The sequence below is a fragment of the Hungatella sp. SL.1.14 genome (assembly GCF_024460495.1).
GTDB classification, from domain to species: Bacteria; Bacillota; Clostridia; order Lachnospirales; family Lachnospiraceae; genus Hungatella; species Hungatella hathewayi.
This window is the reverse complement of record NZ_JANFYJ010000002.1, coordinates 277,624-295,984: the sequence shown is the minus strand read 5'-3', so window position 1 is coordinate 295,984 and position 18,361 is coordinate 277,624. Positions and strand designations below refer to the sequence as shown.

The window sequence follows — 18,361 nt, the reverse complement described above, 5'->3', positions numbered from 1 at the left end:
AAATAGCTGTGAAGCGGAATCGCAAACGATCCGCTTCACAGCTATTTTTCATTCTAAACTGAAACTGAAATCCTCACTTTCAGTTTTTAATTAAAACTGAACCACTTCTCTGATGGGTTCCGCTGGCTGGACGGTTTCCGCATAGAGCACAGGGCCTTCCCCCTCATAGTCTTTCCAGAATTCATAGGCGATCTTTGCCCGGACCTTCACCCACTGTTTCGTCTGTAAGTCCTTGGCCTCTCTGGCCTTTGTGACAAATCCCAGGAAGGTCATGTCGGCTTCACAGCAGGTCATGGCCATACGTCCCGGAACAAAGTAATTTTTCGGGAATTCCGGGCTTTTCAATACCATGGCCGTAAATTCCACAATCTTTCCTTCGTAGCGGTCACGCCGGTCCATACAGTCGATATACCAGATACCATAGGCTTCCGGCGAAATTTCAATGACATCTGCCCCCAGATCGTAAGGGAGATCCTCATCTGCAATCTCATTGATCTCTCCCTCGGAGTCCTCAAAGACGATCTCGCCTCTCTGGCACATGGATTTTAACGTTCTTCGGTAGCCTGATAAATCCTCAATTCCATCACAGCGGTTGCAGATAACCAGTTCAGAATTCTTAATCATGGCATACAGCAGAGGCTTCATATTTGCCACATATAAGTCAAAGGTGGACATATCGATGATGGTAATCTGCTGATAAACACGCCAGTCATCCGGCAGCTGCAGTTCATCCTGATTCCACATGCCGTTCCACTCGATTAAAACCCGTTCCGGATTATAAAGGAGCTCCAGCTCCAGAAGGCGTTCCGGAGTAAGCTCAGCCATACTTTCGATGAAAATTCCTGCCGTTTTGGTGCGTTTCAACAGCTCTGTGTCATACTCCGTATCCCCGTCCTCACAGACGATCAAAAGAGTCTTTCCATCGGTCTGAAAATAATCCTGCTGCATGGTAAACTGGAGAAACTGGGTCTTACCGGCCTCCAAAAATCCATTGATCAAAAAGACCGGCATAAAATCGTCATCTAATGTATCCGTGTATTCCATCTTCTCACCTGCCAAACGCTTTCTTTAATTCATTTTCTTTCAGTTTTGCACCGATTACGCATACCTTGCCCGTATATTCCGGAGCTCCGTCACGGATCTCATACTGCTCCGGCACAAGGTCGAAGTAGAGCCAGCTTCCCTCTTTTTCTCCGGGAACCATACCTTTGGCCCGAAGCACCTCCCCGTACTGGTCACCGTATGCCAGTTCGTCCAGAATCCGGTCTAACTCCTCTCTCTTCATCGCCCCAACGTTCTCAAGGCCCCAACTGGTGAATACCTCGTCCGCATGGTGATGGCCGTGATCATGACCACAGCTGCACGCTTCTCCATGCTCATGGTCATGGTCGTGATGATGATCATGGTCATGACCGCAACCGCACTCTTCTCCATGCTCATGATCATGGTGATGATCATGGTCATGACCGCAGCCGCACTCTTCTCCATGCTCATGGTCATGGTGATGATCATGGTCATGACCGCAGCCGCACTCTTCTCCATGCTCATGGTCGTGGTGATGATCGTGATCATGGCCGCAGCCGCACTCTTCTCCATGCTCATGGTCATGATGATGACGGCGGTGCTCCTCAACTTCCTTCATTAAATCTTCCGCCATCGTATCCGGTTTCTCAATAATCTCCAGAAGCTGTGCGCCGCTCAGCTGGCTGCACGGTGTCGTGACAATCACTGCAGCCGGATTCTTCTCACGGATCAGTTCTACCGCCTGGTTTACCTTGTCCACAGCAGCAATGTCGGTACGGCTTAAGACAACCGTTCCCGCGTTCTCAATCTGATTATTAAAGAATTCCCCGAAATTCTTCATATACATCCGGCATTTCGCCACATCCACGATGGTGACTGCGCTGTTCAATGTAACCTCGATTTCCGCAGCCACATCTCTGACCGCCTTCATGACGTCAGAAAGCTTGCCGACGCCTGACGGCTCGATAATTACACGATCCGGTTTGTACTTTGTCAGCACTTCCGCCAGGGATTTCCCAAAATCTCCGACCAGAGAACAACAGATACAGCCGCTGTTCATCTCCCGGATCTCGATTCCTGAATTCTTCAGGAATCCGCCGTCGATGCCGATCTCACCGAATTCGTTTTCAATTAAAACCACCTGCTCTCCGGAGATAGCCTCCTCCAGCAGTTTTTTAATAAAAGTCGTCTTACCCGCTCCAAGGAAGCCGGAAATAATATCAATCTTTGTCATATCGTTTAAGGACCTCTTTTCTTTCCAGGTTTTTCATTCATTACAACTACCTATTTTGTCACAAACCTCCTGTAAAGTCAAGCCGGAGACCCTCATTGTCAGGATAAACTTGTAAACTTACAGAATTATGAAAAGCTGCTTTCGTCAATTACTTTAGCCGGGATTTCGGGGTTTTCGTTCCGTCAGGGAGCCGGGGCCGGAGCGCTTTTCAGTTCTTCCATGCATTCGGTCAGGCCGTTATCCTTATAAAACACCACATCCCCGGCCCCCCGGTTCATGTAGATCAGCCCATCTTCTATATGAAAGATGGGATCATACCCGTGGAAATACTTATCCGGAAATGAAAACCAGACAAACGAGCGTTCCTTCCCCCCGTCTCTCACAAGCTCCCGCAGCTCCTCCTGTCTCTCTGCCGGCTGCCGCTCCAGGGAAAAGGCCAGCGCCTGAAGCCGTTCCAGCGTCTCATCCCCGGCCGCCAGCTTCATCTGTTCTGTCCCGTCCTCAAAACAGATCCAGGCGGAAGCCGCAGGCTCCTCCGTTCCCCGTTGTACAATCAGCCTGCAATGATATACGAAACCGCCCAGTGCACAGTCGGCAATCAGAAACCCGGCCAGTCCTGCCGCCGCTATATACTTCCGTTTCTGCCGCCGATGCGCCAGCACTGCCATCACAAGCAGCGCCATAATCAGTGCCCAGAACAGCACTGTCCCGTATCCGCCCGGCAGGTTCATGGTACTCATCTTATCCGGCATGAATTTCTGCATAAAATCCAGGATCTTCCATTGAAAAAAGCGTACCACTGCCACATAGACCATCAGTGCCGCAAACAGAAACGCCAGACACCAGTCCTTCCCTGTTTTAATTTTCCATCCCTCCGGCTTCTTCATTCTCACCTGCCTCCTCCCCGTAGTACTCTTCATATATGGACTCAAAACAGTCCTCCTGGTATTGCGTCATGTATCTGGAGAATTCTTCCGGTACCCGATAAACCGTACCGCGCTCCGTCACCAGATAGTGTTCTTTCGGATTTAACCGGCAGATCATGGAATCCCGCCGGTATTTTCCCAGAAAGATCTGAAGCTGCAGTTCATCCTCCGGCTCTCTTACCTCAGCGCCTATACGCTTCAGGGGATTCCCCTCCTGATAGAGGGCATCCCGGAGAAGACGGAAAACAGTGTCGTTCGCTCCCGGCTCCTTCTCTTCATAAAAACCGTTTCCCTGGCTGTCTGTTGCCAGAAAGAATCCGGTCACATCCTCCATGCGGTCATCCTTTGCCGCCAGCAGCGTGTCCGCCTTCAGCAGCGCCCCTGTCCACAGAAGAACCACGGCCGCCCATATGGCAGCAAACTTCAAATACCGCCGCAGGGTAAAGATCCTGGAATCCCCGGTAAAATAGGCGAGGCTTCCATAGACGGCGCCACCGATCAGAACCGGCGTAATCCGCTCCGCCAAAAAGGTCAGAAGGCCTCTTCCCGGAAAAAATTCGTTGAATTCTGTAAACATTCCGTTCCCGCCATAATAACTGTAGGGATGGGAATGAAACAGATTGTGCAGCATCTCACTGGCCTTATACGGAATGGCCAGAATCACCTTTGTCACGAGAAAGGAATCCGTAAAATATGCGATGGAAAACCAGCCCAGCACAAAGCCGACCAGGGTAAACACCAGGATTCTTCTGGTTCCTTTTTCAAAATGGACTACCCGCTCCTTTAGTTCCTCATCCGTCCCTTCATAACCGGCCTCCGGTATGTCCAGTTCCTTCTCTTTCTCCAGATACCCCTCCACCAGCGCGCGGCACTCCATGCATTCCTCTAAATGCCGTTCCACCCCGGGGTCCTCGGTATTTTCCCGCAGATACTTCAGAACACGCTCTCTGTAATCACATGCCACAGCCGTCACCTCCTCTCTGTTCATACCGGCTCCGGTATCGGAGTCTGGCCCTGTGAAGCCGGACCTTTACCACGGTTTCTGAAAGCCCTGTCACCCTGGCAATCTCTGCATATGTCATTTTTTCATAATCCCGAAGCAGGATGATTGTCCTGTCATCGGCATTTAAGGAGGAAAGCACCTCCCGGATCAGCTTTGCCTTCTCTTCCTCCAGAAGCTTTTCCTCCGGTCCTCTCTCGTATCCGGCCTCCAGCCGTTCCATGTCACCTTCCTCCAGAAGCACCGGCTGTTTCTTTCTGGCAAAGGACAGAAAGGTATTCCGTGCAATCGTCAGACACCACGTTTTTTCACTGCAGTCCCCCTTAAATCCCTTAAGCCCCAGGTAAACCTTTAAGAAAGTCTCCTGCGCCAGGTCTTCCGCCGTATCTTCATCCTTTGTCATATAGGAAAGGTAACCGTATACCGCATGTTTCTGTCTTTGGTAAACTTCTTCAAATCTCACTCCCACGGATGTCTCTCCTTTGCTTTTTCTTAAATCATACAGCCCTCACCTATATAGACTCCTGTTTCTCCAAAAAGTTACATCTAAAAAACGAAAAGCATGCAGCTTCCATCATATACGATTTTCCTCTATAAATCTACCTCTCTCCCGTTCCGGAAATGAACAAACCGTCCGTGATACTCATGCATCTTTCTGCATGGGTGTCACGGACGGTTCCTGTTATTCCTGATAAGACAGTGCCGGGCCTTTCATTCCTGCCCGGAATCCCGGCCTCTTTATGCACTGTCTCCCTCGATCCGGTAGAGATTCTTTCTCCGGATCAGTCCAATCTCCTCCAGGGTCTTCACCATACGGTACACGGTTGCCATTCCGATGGTGGGATCCTTTTCCAGTGCCTGATAATACATTTCCTTACAGCAGCAGCATTCGTCCTGGAGAATCACATCGATCAGGATCTGCCTCTGGTTTGTGATTCTGCATCCATTTCTCTTTAATTCACGAATCACATAGCTTCGTTTCTCTTCGAGGGCATCAGTCTGATTCATTCCATCAACCTCCCCCTTACGAGTGCGGCTTATGGACCGGAGCGCAGCCATGGCAGCAACTGCACTGTCCGCCGCAGCCGCTCTTGCTCTGGCAGCTGCAGGTTCCCCGATTCTTATAGACAGAACGAACCGCCAGTCCCGTAAGCGCGAGTATTATCAGTGATATTATAATTGTTGCCGCATTGGCAGCTAACCAAGTTACCATAAGTATCCCTCTTTTCTATAATCAGTCACAAAACATTGGTTTCAGCTTCCTCTGTCACACCGCCGATTCATATTCCTAAATTCCGGCCGCTGCAGTTTCTGCCTTTTTACCCGCTCCGGGAGCCGGACGAAACAGCAGATACAGTCCGGCAGCAAGAACTATGACAGCCACTGCCGTTCCAATACCGAACCCTCCGCCCATGGCGAATGATCCCAGCTGGTAGATCATCAGGCATACCGCATAAGCGAACACATTCTGGAAGATAACGGCAAATGCGGTCCAGCCCTTATTTCCCATCTCCTTCGCCATGGTGCTGATTGCAGCCAGGCACGGAGAATCCAGTAAGTTAAAGGTTAAGAAGGTAAAGCCTGCAAGAGCGCTTCCGTGGAAGAAATCCGTCATAACATACTGCCACAGAGCCGCATCTGTCTCCGTTGCCTCCGCCATATTGGCGAGAACACCCATCGTACTGACGATGCCCTCCTTTGCCACGAAGCCGGAAAGGGAAGATGCAACCGCCTGCCAGCTTCCAAAGCCCAGCGGTGCAAAGATCGGGGCCAGGAAGGTACCGATGATCGCGAGGAAGGAAGCCTCCATATCCTCAACCATGCCAAAGGCGCCGTTTTCCACACCGAACGTAGCCAGGAACCACATCACCATACAGCAGAGGAACAGGATTGTTCCCGCTTTCTTTAAGAAGCTCCATACACGCTCCCATACGTGAAGCAGCACGGTCTTCACTGACGGAACGTGGTACTGCGGAAGTTCGATTACGAACGGTGACGGATCACCTGCAAACATTTTCGTTTTCTTTAAAATAATACAGGATACGATAACCGATGCAATTCCGATGAAATACATGCTGGGTGCCATCCACCAGGCCCCACCCATGATCGCACCTGCTACCAGTGCGATAACCGGAAGCTTTGCGCCGCAGGGAACGAAGGTCGATGTCATAATGGTCATACGGCGGTTTTTATCATCTTCAATGGTTTTAGTGGCCATGATCGCCGGAACGCCGCATCCGGAAGAGATAAGCAGCGGGATAAAGCTCTTTCCCGATAATCCGAATCTGCGGAAAATACGGTCCATGATAAATGCAACTCTCGCCATGTATCCGCAGTCTTCCAGGACAGATAAGAACAGGAAGAGAATCGCCATCTGAGGAGCGAATCCGATTGGAGCCGCCAGACCTCCGATGATACCATCCACAACCAGGGAAACGAGCCATTCGGAAGCGCCTGCGGTTTCCATTAAGCCCTGAACGGCCGGCTGGATCCATGCGCCGAACAGCGTATCATTGGTAAAGTCGGTAACAATGGTTCCTAATGATGTGACAGAAACGTAATAAACCACAAACATCACGGCTACGAAGATCGGAAGTGCCAGGATTCTGTTCGTTACAATCCTGTCAATCTTGTCCGAAACAGTCATTCCCTTACGATTCTTCTTTAAACAGCCCGTAATGATTTTCGATATGTATTCGTATCTCTCGTTGGTGATGATACTCTCCGCATCGTCATCCATCTGCTTCTCGGCATCCTTCACGATTTCCACAATGCGCTTCGAGGAATCGGCAGAAAGCGGGGTCGTACCCAGGACCTTCTCATCCTGCTCGAACAGCTTGATGCTGTACCAGCGCGCCAGGTGGTCCGGAACGGAATTGGGAAGAAGGTCTGCAATATCGGCCAGACAGCCTTCCACCTCTCTGGAAAACTCATGCTTCGGCACCTGAATGGTTTTGGCATTTGCCAGACGAACCGCACGGTCCACCACTTCAGTCAGTCCCTCGCCCTTTAAAGCCGAGGTAGCAACCACTTCACATCCAAACGCTGCCGCCAGTTTCTTCTCGTCGATCTTGTCGCCGCTCTTCACCGCCAGATCCATCATGTTCAGGGCGATGACAACCGGGATACCGAGTTCCAGAAGCTGTGTCGTCAAATATAAGTTACGTTCCAGATTCGTGGCGTCCACCAGGTTAATAATCGCGTCCGGTCTCTCATTGATTAAATAGTCACGGCTTACCACCTCTTCCAGTGTATACGGTGACAGGGAATAAATTCCCGGAAGGTCTGTGATAATGATGTCTTTCTTTCCCTTCAGTTTCCCTTCCTTCTTCTCAACCGTAACTCCAGGCCAGTTTCCAACATACTGGTTGGAGCCTGTTAAGTTATTAAACATGGTGGTTTTTCCGCAGTTCGGATTACCTGCCAGTGCAATACGGATTGCCATACTCTTGTTCCTCCTTTAGTTAGCCATATCTAACTCTCATTCTTAAAATATAGGGCGTCCGCCCTTCCCTGATCTTTTACTCTACCACAATCAGTTCCGCATCCTGTTTTCTCAAAGAAAGCTCATACCCTCGCACCATTACTTCCACCGGATCCCCGAGCGGCGCAACCTTCCTGACAAATACAGAACAGCCTTTTGTGATTCCCATATCCATAATCCGGCGTTTAACTGCGCCCTCTCCGTTTAACTTCTTCACGGTTACGGTCGTGCCGCATGGAATTTCCTTCAAGGTCTGCATCCTCTTTTCCTCCTACTAAACCATAATTTTTTTTGCCATATCCTGATTCACTGCGATTCTGGAATCCTTTACATTGACGATCATATTGCCGCTGATCGCCGACACTACGGTGACCGCTGCACCTGCTACAAAACCAAGATTCTCCAGAAATCTTTTTGTCTCTTCATTTCCGCCGATCTTCCGTATAATCTGTGCTTCGCCGGTTCTTGCCATGGTTAAAGGCATCATATTCACCACCTCTGCTTATTTTTGAAAACTATTCTCAATTTCATTTTCTTATCAGTAGTTAGTATATGCTAATTCAAATAAAAAATCAAGTACTTTTTTGAAAATAATTCTCAATAAGGGAAATACTGGCATATTTTTCGGGAGGAGATGCGCAGAACAGGAAAAAAATACGGACGGAAGACGCTCATATTCCGTCTTCCGCCCGCATGATTTTGCGTAACTGTCGTATATTCACTTAACCCGGATGGGACCGGTACCGCTGATCATGCCTGATTCTGAATCAACTCCATCCTCACTTCATCTTTTCAAGTATATTATCAATATCCACCTTCTTGCCAATCACCATCAGATGCTCCTGTGCCTGAATTACATAATCGGCCGGAGGCATGAGCTGGGCTTTTCCCTCACGTTTGATCCCCAGGACGCTGATGTGGTAACGGTTGCGGATGTCCGCCTCGCGGATGGTCTTATGGATCCATTCCGGCAGGGGCGGAATCTCGTAGATCGAGTATTCCTGTGTCAGTTCAATGTAGTCGAAGACGTGATTGGCGCTGTAGCGCATCGCCATCTTTTCAGCGATATCACGATCCGGATAGATCACCTCATCCGCGCCGTTTCTTAAGAGGAACTTGGCATGGATATCACGGTTCGCCTTACTGATGACACGGCGGCCGCCCAGCTCCTTTACGAGACTGGTGATCTCCAGACTGCTCTGGAAATTCGTTCCGATGCAGACGAAACAGATATCGAAGTTGGCGATCCCCAGGCTTCGTAAGACCGCCTCGTTGGTACAGTCTCCAATCTTGGCGCTGGTCACGATGGGAAGCAGGTCCTCCAGAACCTCCTCCTTCTGATCCACAACCATGACATCATTGCCCAGAGCGGCAAGATTCTGGCAGAGATGGTGGCCGAACCGCCCCATTCCTATGATTAAAATCGATTTCATATGATATTCTCCTTTGCTTCTGCAGCTTTAGATTCACATTGCATTCTCTCATTGCGTTTTATCCTGCACTGCGCCGCACAGTACCGGCGCTTCGGCCGGTTATCCGATGTTGATCGCCTCCGCAGGCTGCTGGACATGGGGCTTTCTCTTTGACTGGACAAAAGCCAGGGCAAAGGAAAGGCTTCCGATTCTTCCGCAGTACATCAGAAGAATGATGATTAATCGCGATACCGGGTGCAGCGCTCTCGTGATTCCTGTCGTCATTCCCACCGTTCCGATGGCGGAAAACGTCTCAAACAGGATATCGGAAAATCCCAGCGGCTGTATCGCCATAATGGCCAGCGACGCCGTAAGCGCCAACAGCAGATTGATCGTCAGTATGGTTCCGGCGCGCTTGACCGCATCGTTTTCCAGTCTCCGGCCGAAAATATTGATCCCGTACGTCTGCTTGATGTTGGAATGCACGCACAAGAGGAGAACCACCAGAGTCGTCGTCTTGATACCGCCGGCTGTCGATCCCGGGCTTCCTCCGACAAACATCAGAATGATGGTCAGCAGCTTGCTTCCATCCGTCAGCGCCGCCGTATCTGTCGTGTTAAAACCGGCCGTTCTGGCCGTCACTGAGCTGAATAAGGAGGTCAGTATCTTTCCGCTGGTATTCATCCCCACCAGAAGATTATTCCTCTCCATCAGATAAAACAGCAGGCCGCCGCCAAAGACCAGTATGGCAGTGGTTACCAGCACAATCTTAGTCTGAAGCATATATTTTCTGAAATGAAGCTTATTCCGGCTTAAATCATCCCAGACAATGAAACCGATACCGCCGATCACAATCAGAGACATAATCACCAGATTAACCAGCCAGTCGTCATAATAGGCCACAAAAGAACTGTATGGCGCCTGTCCTCCCATCAGGTCGAAGCCGGCGTTGCAGAAAGCCGATATGGAGTGGAAAATGCCGTAAAACAGCCCGCGCAGAAAGCCAAACTGGGGAATGAAGCGGATTGCCAGAAGCACCGCGCCTGTCCCCTCGAAGATACACGTTCCGATGATAATCTTCTTCGCCAGACGCACCACCCCGCCGATCTGCAGGGTATTGACGCTCTCCATCATAAGGCCCCGCTCCTTCAGTCCGATCTTTCGCCGCAGGATAATAGAGATAAAGACGCCCACCGTAATAAAGCCAAGACCGCCAATCTGAATCATGGTCAGAATGACGAGCTGGCCGAATAAGGACCACTGGCTCCAGGTATCCGCCACCACAAGGCCCGTCACACAGGACGCGCTCGTAGCCGTAAACAGACAGTTTAAAAATGGCTCCGACTGCCCGTCCCTGCTGGCAAAGGGGAGCATCAGCAAGAGTGTCCCCGTTATAATGACGCAGAAAAATCCATATGCAATAAACTGTGTCTGGCTCACATGGCGCCTGGCATGGATTAATTTTTTCTCATTCATGTTACTGCTGCTGCCTTTCTGCTTCTGTATTTTTACTTACCCCTGCGGGAGGCTTAAGCTCCTCTTTCTTTCCGCCGGTCCGTAAATGAAGGGCCCACTGAACCACCGTAAAGAGCAGGAATGCCGCCAGATTGACGACAACCACGCTGGCGCCCGCCGGTGTGGAAAGCCGGTAGGACATCACCATACCGATGCAGAAGCACACGACGCCCAGCACTCCGGAGGACAGTACGACTCCGCGGAAGCTCTTAAAGATTCTCATGGAGGTAAGGGCCGGGAAAATAATCAGGCTGGAAATCAGCATCGCTCCCATCATCCTCATTCCAAGGACGATCGTGATCGCCGTCAGAATCGCTATGAGCACATTGTACCACGAGACGTTGACTCCCGTGGCTCTGGCAAAATTCTCATCAAAGGTCACTGCAAAAATCTTATTGTAACAGATCAGAAACAGCCCTAAAACCACAATGCTTAAGACCACGCTGAGTCTGACATCCGTCTTGCTCATGGCCAGAATACTTCCGAACATATAGCTGCTTACATCTGTCGTCATACCGGTTGTCATGGAGGTAACGATAATTCCGATCGCCAGGGCCGCCGCCGATATCATGGCGATAGCCGCGTCGCTCTTGATCTTTCCATGTTCTGTGATTCTTAACAGGAAAAACGCCGCCAGAACCACAACAGGGATCGAGATCTTTAAGGGGGACCATCCGGCCGCCACCGCGATGGAAAGCGCTCCAAACGATACATGGGACAACCCGTCTCCGATCATGGAGTACCGCTTCAGCACAAGGCTTACGCCCAGAAGGGACGCGCAGAGCGAGACGAGTATTCCGCCCACCAGAGCCCTGACGAGGAACGGGTATGAAAGCATCTCTGTCACCATCTCCATCACAACTCACCTCCCAGATACAGGTGGCCGGCGCTGCTCTCCAAATATTCCTTTGTCGTTCCGTAAAAGAGCACTTCCCTCTTTAAATGGAGAATCTTTCCCGCCTGCTTTACCACGTTGGCAATATCGTGGGATACCATTAAGATCGCCACACCTTCTTTTCGATTCAGCTTTCTGATAATCTCATAAAACTCCAGAATCGCCGACGGGTCCAGCCCCGTAATCGGTTCATCCAGGATCAGCAGTCTGTCTGTCGCACACAGAGCCCGGGCAATCAGCGTCCTCTGCTGCTGTCCGCCTGATAAGTCCCGGTAACACTGGCTTCCCAGTTCTGCGATTCCCAGCCGTTCCATATTCTTTTCCGCCAGCTTCTTTTCCTTTCCGGAATAGAAAGGCCTGTTTCCCCGCCTGCTTAAACAGCCGGACAGTACGACCTCGCCGACGGTAGCCGGAAAATCCTTCTGAGCCGCAGTCTGCTGCGGCAAGTAGCCAATCCCGCTTTTTTTCAGTTCATCCGACACGGATATGGTACCCTTTGTCGGCTTTAATAGTCCCAGAAGTCCCTTCATCAGAGTACTCTTTCCGGAACCGTTCTCTCCAACGATGCAGATGTAGTCACCTGGATTCACTTCCATCGTGACATCCACCACGGCATCCTGGTTTTCATATCCGAAATCCGCATGGCTGCATTGTATCAATGAATTCATCTATTCAAGTCCTTTTTTCAAATTAGTCACATTCTGTTCCATCAGCTCTAAGTAGGTCACTCCGCTGTCAAACTCCCGTCTCGTCACGTTATGGCAGGAATGCAGCAGAAGCGGCCTGGCGCCGGTCTCCTCCGCAATGATCTCCGCCACCCGGTGGCTGGTCAGCTCCGGATAATAGATGACCGGAATCTGCTCTGATTTCATCTTATCGATGAGATAGGCAATGGTCCTGGCGCTGGGCTCCGTATCCGTACTGCAGCCGGAAAATGCCGCCCTGTAGCGCAAACCGTACTCATCTGCAAGATAACGGTAAGGGAACTTGTCCCCCACAATAATCATATTCCGCTTTTCATGGGCGATCACATCGCGAAACTCCTGATCCAGCTGCTTAAGCTTTAACAGATAGCTTTCCGCGTTCGCTTCATACTCTGCACGGCTGCCGGGATCGGCGGCTGACAGGGTTTCTTCGATGCCCTTTACCAGCTTCATGGCGTTCACCGGTGAGGTCCAGATATGTTCATCGTACTCAATCTCCTCCCCATGGCCGTCATCGTCAGCCAGATCATGGCTGTACATGTCCTTATGACCGGGTTCGGGTTCGTCTCCATGCCCATGGCCGTGGTCGTGATCATGAGTCTCCTCTTCCATGCCTTCCACGATCTCCTCCTGCACGGTATCCACATAATCCATGCCTGTCATAATAACCATATGGGGTGATTCAACCGCCGAGAGGACCCGCTCCAGCCAGTGCTCCATGGCTCCGCCGTTGCAGATCAGCACATCGGCGTTCTGTATCGTAATCATGTCAGCCGGGGTCGGCTCAAAGGAATGGCTGTCCATGCCGGCCGGAACCACCATGGTCAGCTCAATATGATCGCCGGCAATCTGCCGCGTAAAATCGTAGTAAGGAAACAGCGTTGTCACCACATTCAGCTTCCCGCCCTCTGTTTTCGTCTCCGCAGGAGGGCTCTGCCGCCTGACACAGCCGGTCAGAATCATAGCCAGAATCACGGTTCCGATGCAGCACAGCCGCGGGATTCTCTTCTTTTTATTCATTCATTCCGTCTCCTATCTGATTCCATCTGCATAGTATATCACATTTTACAGGGCAGGGAAAGGTTTTCCCGGCTGTTTTTCCGGTAGCTCCCAGGCGACACCCCGAAACGTTCCTTAAATACTTTATTAAAATACGAGATATTCCGAAAGCCGTTTTCCATCGCGATATCCATCACCTGCCGCTCCGTCTCCACCAGATCGGCCGCCGCTCTGGTGATCCGGTAATGGTTAATATACTCCATACACGTCATGCCCGCATACCGTTTGAAGAAATTCATAAAGTGAGTCTGGCTGAAATGGCAAACCGATGACAGCTCCTCTATCGTTAACGTTTCCCTGTAATTTGACTGAATATACGACAGAACCTCTTTTAACTTCTCCTCAGCGCCAAATTCCCCATGAGTCCCCTCATGCTTTGCCACACAGCCGTACTGGTACAGCAGGCGGAACAGGCGCATAAGCAGCTCCTTCGTATACAGCTCATATCCATACTGCTTCCCGTTAAAACACTCCAGCAGACTGACAAAGCACTCCTTCATCTCCTCATATCCGGCCGCCCCCGGCTTTACAACAGGAAGAAAGCGCAGTTTTCCGGACTGAACCGGATTTAAAAACTTTATTGTACAGGCATCCGGAACCTGATAGCCCAGAAAGTCAAGATGGAACACAAGGCTGTCCGATACCATACTCTTTCCCGGCATCTCATGGGCGGAATGCAGAATATGCGGAGAAATCAGAAGCAAATCCCCCTTCTCCACCGAAAAAGTCTCAAAATCAATGTCATAGTAGATGGTCCCCGACTTAATCAGAGTGATCTCCATCTCCTCATGCCAGTGCAGCGATAAATTTCTGTAGGAATTCGGCACGGAGCAGTGGTAATAGCGGACCGGCATCAGCGCATCCCCGTGATTCGTCTTTTCTTTGTAGTCCGGCATCCGGCCGCCTGTGTTCCCCGTCTGAAGCCCAATTTTCTCCATTCCTCTTCTTCCTCCGTAACATCATAGGATTGTGTTACTATCCGGTATTATTTTGCAAGATTTTCTTTTATCTCTATAGTATATTATCAATATAGAAGATGTCAACCGCAATGCTGTGATATCTTTTCGGATCCCAATGACAATGTATGGATTAAACAGGAGGAAACAGTCATGCCGCAATGGTTAAAAGATGCAGTATTTTATGAAATTTATCCCCAGTCATTTAAAGATACCAACGGGGATGGAATCGGAGATTTTCAGGGAATCATCGAAAAACTGGACTACATAAGGGACTTGGGCTGCAATGCCCTGTGGATCAACCCCTGCTTCGACTCTCCGTTTAAGGATGCGGGCTACGATGTCCGTGACTATAAGAAGGCAGCATCCCGCTACGGAACCAACGAAGATTTATGCCGTCTGTTTGCGGAAGCCCACAAAAAAGGGATCCGCGTCCTTCTGGACCTCGTTCCCGGACACACTTCCGAGGAACATCCCTGGTTTACCATGAGTCAGAAGGCGGAAACCAACGAATACTCCAACCGCTATATCTGGACCAGCCACTGCTTCGAAGGCGCTAAGGGATTTCCATATATCGGCGGAGAGAGCGAACGCAGCGGCGTCTATGTACTCAACTTTTTCAAATGCCAGCCAGCCTTAAATTATGGATTTTTAAATCCAAAGGAGCCGTGGCAGCTTCCTGTCGATCATCCGGACTGCATCGCCACCAGAGAGGCCATGAAGGATGTCATGCGATACTGGCTTGATCAGGGCTGTGACGGTTTCCGCGTGGACATGGCCGCCTCCCTCGTAAAGAATGACGATGAGGAAAAGACAGGCACCTGCGCCATCTGGAGTAATGTCAGGGAAATGCTGGACAGCGACTATCCGGAAGCCGCTATGGTCTCCGAATGGGGCAATCCCCAGCTTGCGCTTAAGGCAGGTTTCCACATGGACTTCTTTTTAAACGGACGCGGCAACGGCTACAGCACCCTGATGCGGGATTATGAGAACCAGGAAGACCACAGCTTCTTTAAAAAGGATGGCCATGGCGATATCACAAGATTTTTGGAGGATTACCTCCCCAGATACGAAGCTTCCAGGGATAACGGCTACTTCTGTCTCCTGACCTGCAATCACGACACGCTCCGCCCCCGCTATAATCTGGACGAGACCGAGTTAAAGCTGGCCTTTGCATTCATTTTCACCATGCCGGGCGTCCCCTATCTCTATTACGGAGATGAGATCGGAATGCGATACTTAGAACTCCCCACGAAGGAAGGCGGCTATTTCAGAACCGGTTCCCGTACTCCGATGCAGTGGAACCATGAAAAGAACGCCGGATTCTCCGAAGCAGAAAAAGACAGCCTCTATCTCCCGGTTGACGAGGCAGACGACGCGCCCACGGTTGCCGCACAGGAATCGAATCCCGGTTCCCTGCTTCACACCGTAAAATCCCTGCTGGCTCTGCGCCACGCAAACGCCGATTTACAGGCCGACGCGGTCTTTGAACCGGTCTATGCGGAAAAGGGAGCGGCGGCCTTCGTATACCGGCGTGGAGCTCTGACTGTTGCTGTCAATCCATCCGGCGGTACGGTCACGGTTCCTTCCGTTGGTCAGAAATCCGTCATCTATTCCATCGGAAACGGCAGATGGGAGGAGGACCGCATCATTCTGGAACCACAGTCTTTCCTTGTTCTGGAATAGAGAGAATGAGTATAGAATGGCCTGCAGGAATGTTCGATCGCGATTCCTGCAGGCCTCTTTGATTTCTGACTTTTTCGTTTTTCGCCCGGATTATCCTAATTCCGCCAGCTCTTCGCCCAGGCTCTTAAGCTGCTTCTCTGCGTCTCCATCCGGGGACTCCAGCGCGATTACACCTTCGCCGCCGACGATCCTGGCGCCGCGCTCCGCCATGCGCTTTTCCCACTCGCGCATCCAGTCGCCGCCGCCCCAGCCGTAAGAGCCGAACAGGCCGACGTGCTTGCCCTCCAGAGAACCGGATATCTCCTCAATCAGAGTCTCCATGCTCTCATCCAGCTCCTCTGCACCGCAGGCAGGACAGCCGAGCGCAAAGGCGGAAGCCTCCTTTAAGCGGTCCGGATCCACACTTCCGATCTCGGTCAGCACAGGACTGCCTCCCTTTCTTTCAATTCCGTCGGCCACATGCTTCGCCATCTCCTCTGTATTTCCTGTTGAACTAAAATATACTACGTAAATATCACTCATGTTTTATTCTCCCTTTCTTACCGCCACTTCATGCAGGCGGCATCCATTTATGATCTGCTGCATGGCGGCTTCTCTCGCCCGGTCGTACCGGGTGAATTTCGCCCTTGCCTGAGCAGGATTATGATATACTTTCCAGTAACCGGTAAACAGAAACTTATCCCCGTTATAACGGATAAAATCCCTGACATCCTCGACCGGATATTCGAGAAGAACGCCCAGTTCGTGCGGGAATTCTCCGCTGCCGGCCAGATATGCGGTATATTTGCGTTTTAATCCCATCAGAATCGACGCCAGATCAAACTGCACGTAACCGCAGGATTTTAAAAACTCTCTGATTTCCTTATTTGCCAGAATTGCTTTCAGCATGGGAAAGCGGTACAGAAGCAGAACCTCCGTCCTGTCACCGGCTGCCAGCATAACCGCCGTAATTTCCGTACCTGCCAGCGCATTTCTTACCGTTTGCAGCGACCCCTTTGCCATCGTCACAAGATTCGATGCCTTGATTCCCTTTAAGACGGGGGCGCACTGGATGGAAACCTGAAACTCCAGCCTTCCTGCGCGGCTGCACTCTGAAATATATGACATAATTGCGTCTGTTGACATCCGTTTCACTCCTTCCTCTTTCTCATTATCCCCGGAGTAAACTTATTTTATCGATCCAGATTTTTGAAAGCCTTAAGTTAGTCATTGCTAACCTCATATAGATTAGCATATGCTAACTGTTTTTTCAAGTATTTTTTTTACTTTTTTTTGCTTTTTGCAGTACGAAGCTCAATCTGCCGGCTGATTTCGTCCACCTGCTTCGAAGGTACATACTCCTCCTCGTCAAATAAAAACTGGTGCAGGCGGATCACATTGTCCCGCAGAGTGACCGGTATGACGCAGTCCTTCTTTCCAACCAGAGCGTCCTTCAGCTCAAACGGGAAGCCCTCGGTCTCCGTCAGATGGAATTTCGACACCGTACCTGCCAGAGAGAGTATATCCTTCATCCCCACACTGGAGGAGACCTGGGGAAGTATGGAAAATGCCAGTTGGCGCACCGTACCTAAATCGGCCTCTTTCAGTTTTTCCAGCACCAGCTCCGCCACCAGCCGCTGGCGCTTCGTCCTCATAAAGTCCGTGTCCATCTTCCGAAGCCTTGCGTAGGCCACGGCCTGCACCCCGTCCAGATGATTCACTCCCGCCTTCTTTAAATGGTGAGAGCCGACTCCCGTGGATTCCACAGTCTCCGTAATAAAACCGTTGATCACCTTAAATTCCTCCGGACTGATCTCCACATCGATTCCTCCCAATAAGTTAATGGCGTCAGCCACGGCCTTCCAGCTGAAGGAAACGTAATCGTCGATGTTCAAATCCATATTTTCGCTCAGGGCCCATATGGCCTGGGCCGGACCACCCTCGAAATACGCCTGGTTAATCTTGTCGTATTTATTTTTTTCATCAATCTTTACGTAGGTGTCCCGGTAAACCGACACCATTCGGATCTCTCCAGTCTTCAGATTGATATTTAACACCATCTCCATATCGGACCTCGTACCTTTTCCAAGCTTTCCCTCCCTGGAATCCACCCCAAACACAGCTACAGTCCAGAACCGGTCCATCGTCTCCTGGGCGACCTCGCTGATATTGGTATTCTGAACCTGTTCCATCGGCACCTTCAGCATCGGCTCAGCCTGATGCGTCACATTCCAGGCATATCCCAGCATCGTTCCGAAAAGTGCGGCCCATACCGCGGCCAGTATCACAAATCCCCATTTCCAACGCTTTGCCATGTCTCCTCCTTGGACTATCCGTTATCCCGTAAAATGTCCCTCCTTTTTTCTGAAAACAAAAAAGAGAGAATCCTCTGTCCGCTCATGTTTTTTCTCGGCTTTGGGTGCGGGGACGCGCAGGGAGATTTCATATCCCAGTGTACCGCCGTCTGGATACGAACCATAAAAATGGC

The 18,361-nt window shown here is 50.6% G+C and carries 19 protein-coding genes; 1 reads left to right on the top strand and 18 read right to left on the bottom strand.

Annotated features, from left to right (window positions below; genetic code table 11):
- Positions 1–90 precede the first annotated feature (90 nt).
- The 15 genes from NE473_RS03635 to NE473_RS03565 form a co-directional block, all read right to left on the bottom strand.
- Positions 91–1,044 carry a TIGR03943 family putative permease subunit gene (locus NE473_RS03635; protein ID WP_055650040.1) on the bottom strand — a complete coding sequence of 318 codons (954 nt, stop codon included), beginning with the start codon at positions 1,042–1,044 and terminating at the stop codon, positions 91–93.
- Between the two features lie 4 nt (positions 1,045–1,048).
- Complete coding sequence (locus tag NE473_RS03630) at positions 1,049–2,257, bottom strand: CobW family GTP-binding protein (RefSeq protein WP_055650039.1); 1,209 nt, start codon at positions 2,255–2,257, stop codon at positions 1,049–1,051.
- 182 nt (positions 2,258–2,439) lie between these two features.
- Positions 2,440–3,144, bottom strand: coding sequence for a hypothetical protein (locus NE473_RS03625; protein ID WP_055650038.1), 705 nt, complete (start codon positions 3,142–3,144; stop codon positions 2,440–2,442).
- A complete protein-coding gene (locus NE473_RS03620; RefSeq protein WP_147418923.1) occupies positions 3,116–4,171 on the bottom strand; it encodes a hypothetical protein in 1,056 nt (351 codons plus the stop codon). The genes NE473_RS03625 and NE473_RS03620 overlap by 29 nt, the downstream gene beginning before the upstream one ends.
- A complete protein-coding gene (locus NE473_RS03615; protein ID WP_006776158.1) occupies positions 4,137–4,652 on the bottom strand; it encodes an RNA polymerase sigma factor in 516 nt (171 codons plus the stop codon). Before NE473_RS03615 ends, NE473_RS03620 begins: the two co-directional genes overlap by 35 nt.
- Positions 4,653–4,921: 269 nt before the next feature.
- Positions 4,922–5,191, bottom strand: a complete 270-nt coding sequence (locus tag NE473_RS03610; RefSeq protein WP_006776160.1) for a transcriptional repressor — start codon at positions 5,189–5,191, stop codon at positions 4,922–4,924.
- Between the two features lie 280 nt (positions 5,192–5,471).
- Positions 5,472–7,628 carry a ferrous iron transport protein B gene (feoB, locus tag NE473_RS03605; protein ID WP_055650036.1) on the bottom strand — a complete coding sequence of 719 codons (2,157 nt, stop codon included), beginning with the start codon at positions 7,626–7,628 and terminating at the stop codon, positions 5,472–5,474.
- Between the two features lie 76 nt (positions 7,629–7,704).
- A complete protein-coding gene (locus NE473_RS03600; RefSeq protein ID WP_022032276.1) occupies positions 7,705–7,926 on the bottom strand; it encodes a FeoA family protein in 222 nt (73 codons plus the stop codon).
- Between the two features lie 15 nt (positions 7,927–7,941).
- The gene (locus tag NE473_RS03595) at positions 7,942–8,154 is read right to left on the bottom strand and encodes a FeoA family protein (protein ID WP_055650035.1); all 213 of its coding nucleotides are present in this window, start codon (positions 8,152–8,154) and stop codon (positions 7,942–7,944) included.
- 292 nt (positions 8,155–8,446) lie between these two features.
- Positions 8,447–9,100, bottom strand: a complete 654-nt coding sequence (locus NE473_RS03590; RefSeq protein ID WP_006776557.1) for a potassium channel family protein — start codon at positions 9,098–9,100, stop codon at positions 8,447–8,449.
- A 99-nt stretch (positions 9,101–9,199) separates the two neighbouring features.
- Positions 9,200–10,555, bottom strand: a complete 1,356-nt coding sequence (locus tag NE473_RS03585) for a TrkH family potassium uptake protein (RefSeq protein WP_006776558.1) — start codon at positions 10,553–10,555, stop codon at positions 9,200–9,202.
- 1 nt (position 10,556) lies between these two features.
- Entirely contained in the window at positions 10,557–11,450 is an 894-nt protein-coding gene (locus NE473_RS03580) for a metal ABC transporter permease (RefSeq protein ID WP_055650034.1), read from the bottom strand.
- Positions 11,450–12,157 carry a metal ABC transporter ATP-binding protein gene (locus NE473_RS03575; RefSeq protein WP_055650033.1) on the bottom strand — a complete coding sequence of 236 codons (708 nt, stop codon included), beginning with the start codon at positions 12,155–12,157 and terminating at the stop codon, positions 11,450–11,452. Before NE473_RS03575 ends, NE473_RS03580 begins: the two co-directional genes overlap by 1 nt.
- Entirely contained in the window at positions 12,158–13,213 is a 1,056-nt protein-coding gene (locus tag NE473_RS03570; RefSeq protein WP_055650032.1) for a metal ABC transporter substrate-binding protein, read from the bottom strand. It abuts the gene before it with no gap.
- Positions 13,214–13,251: 38 nt separating this feature from the next.
- On the bottom strand, positions 13,252–14,190 hold the full coding sequence (locus tag NE473_RS03565; RefSeq protein WP_055650031.1) for a helix-turn-helix transcriptional regulator: 939 nt from the start codon (positions 14,188–14,190) through the stop codon (positions 13,252–13,254).
- 171 nt (positions 14,191–14,361) lie between these two features.
- On the opposite strand from NE473_RS03565, the gene NE473_RS03560 reads away from it, so the two are divergent.
- Complete coding sequence (locus NE473_RS03560; RefSeq protein WP_055650030.1) at positions 14,362–15,894, top strand: alpha-amylase family glycosyl hydrolase; 1,533 nt, start codon at positions 14,362–14,364, stop codon at positions 15,892–15,894.
- Positions 15,895–15,984: 90 nt separating this feature from the next.
- Here NE473_RS03560 and NE473_RS03555 read toward each other — a convergent pair whose 3' ends face one another.
- The 3 genes from NE473_RS03555 to NE473_RS03545 all read right to left on the bottom strand — a co-directional run bounded on the left by NE473_RS03555 (position 15,985) and on the right by NE473_RS03545 (position 18,188).
- Positions 15,985–16,416: a flavodoxin gene (locus tag NE473_RS03555; protein WP_006774084.1), complete on the bottom strand. Its 432-nt coding sequence runs from the start codon at positions 16,414–16,416 to the stop codon at positions 15,985–15,987.
- A 3-nt stretch (positions 16,417–16,419) separates the two neighbouring features.
- Positions 16,420–17,019, bottom strand: coding sequence for a DUF3793 family protein (locus NE473_RS03550; RefSeq protein WP_055650029.1), 600 nt, complete (start codon positions 17,017–17,019; stop codon positions 16,420–16,422).
- Between the two features lie 137 nt (positions 17,020–17,156).
- Positions 17,157–18,188 carry an LCP family protein gene (locus tag NE473_RS03545; protein WP_022032283.1) on the bottom strand — a complete coding sequence of 344 codons (1,032 nt, stop codon included), beginning with the start codon at positions 18,186–18,188 and terminating at the stop codon, positions 17,157–17,159.
- Positions 18,189–18,361 lie beyond the last annotated feature (173 nt).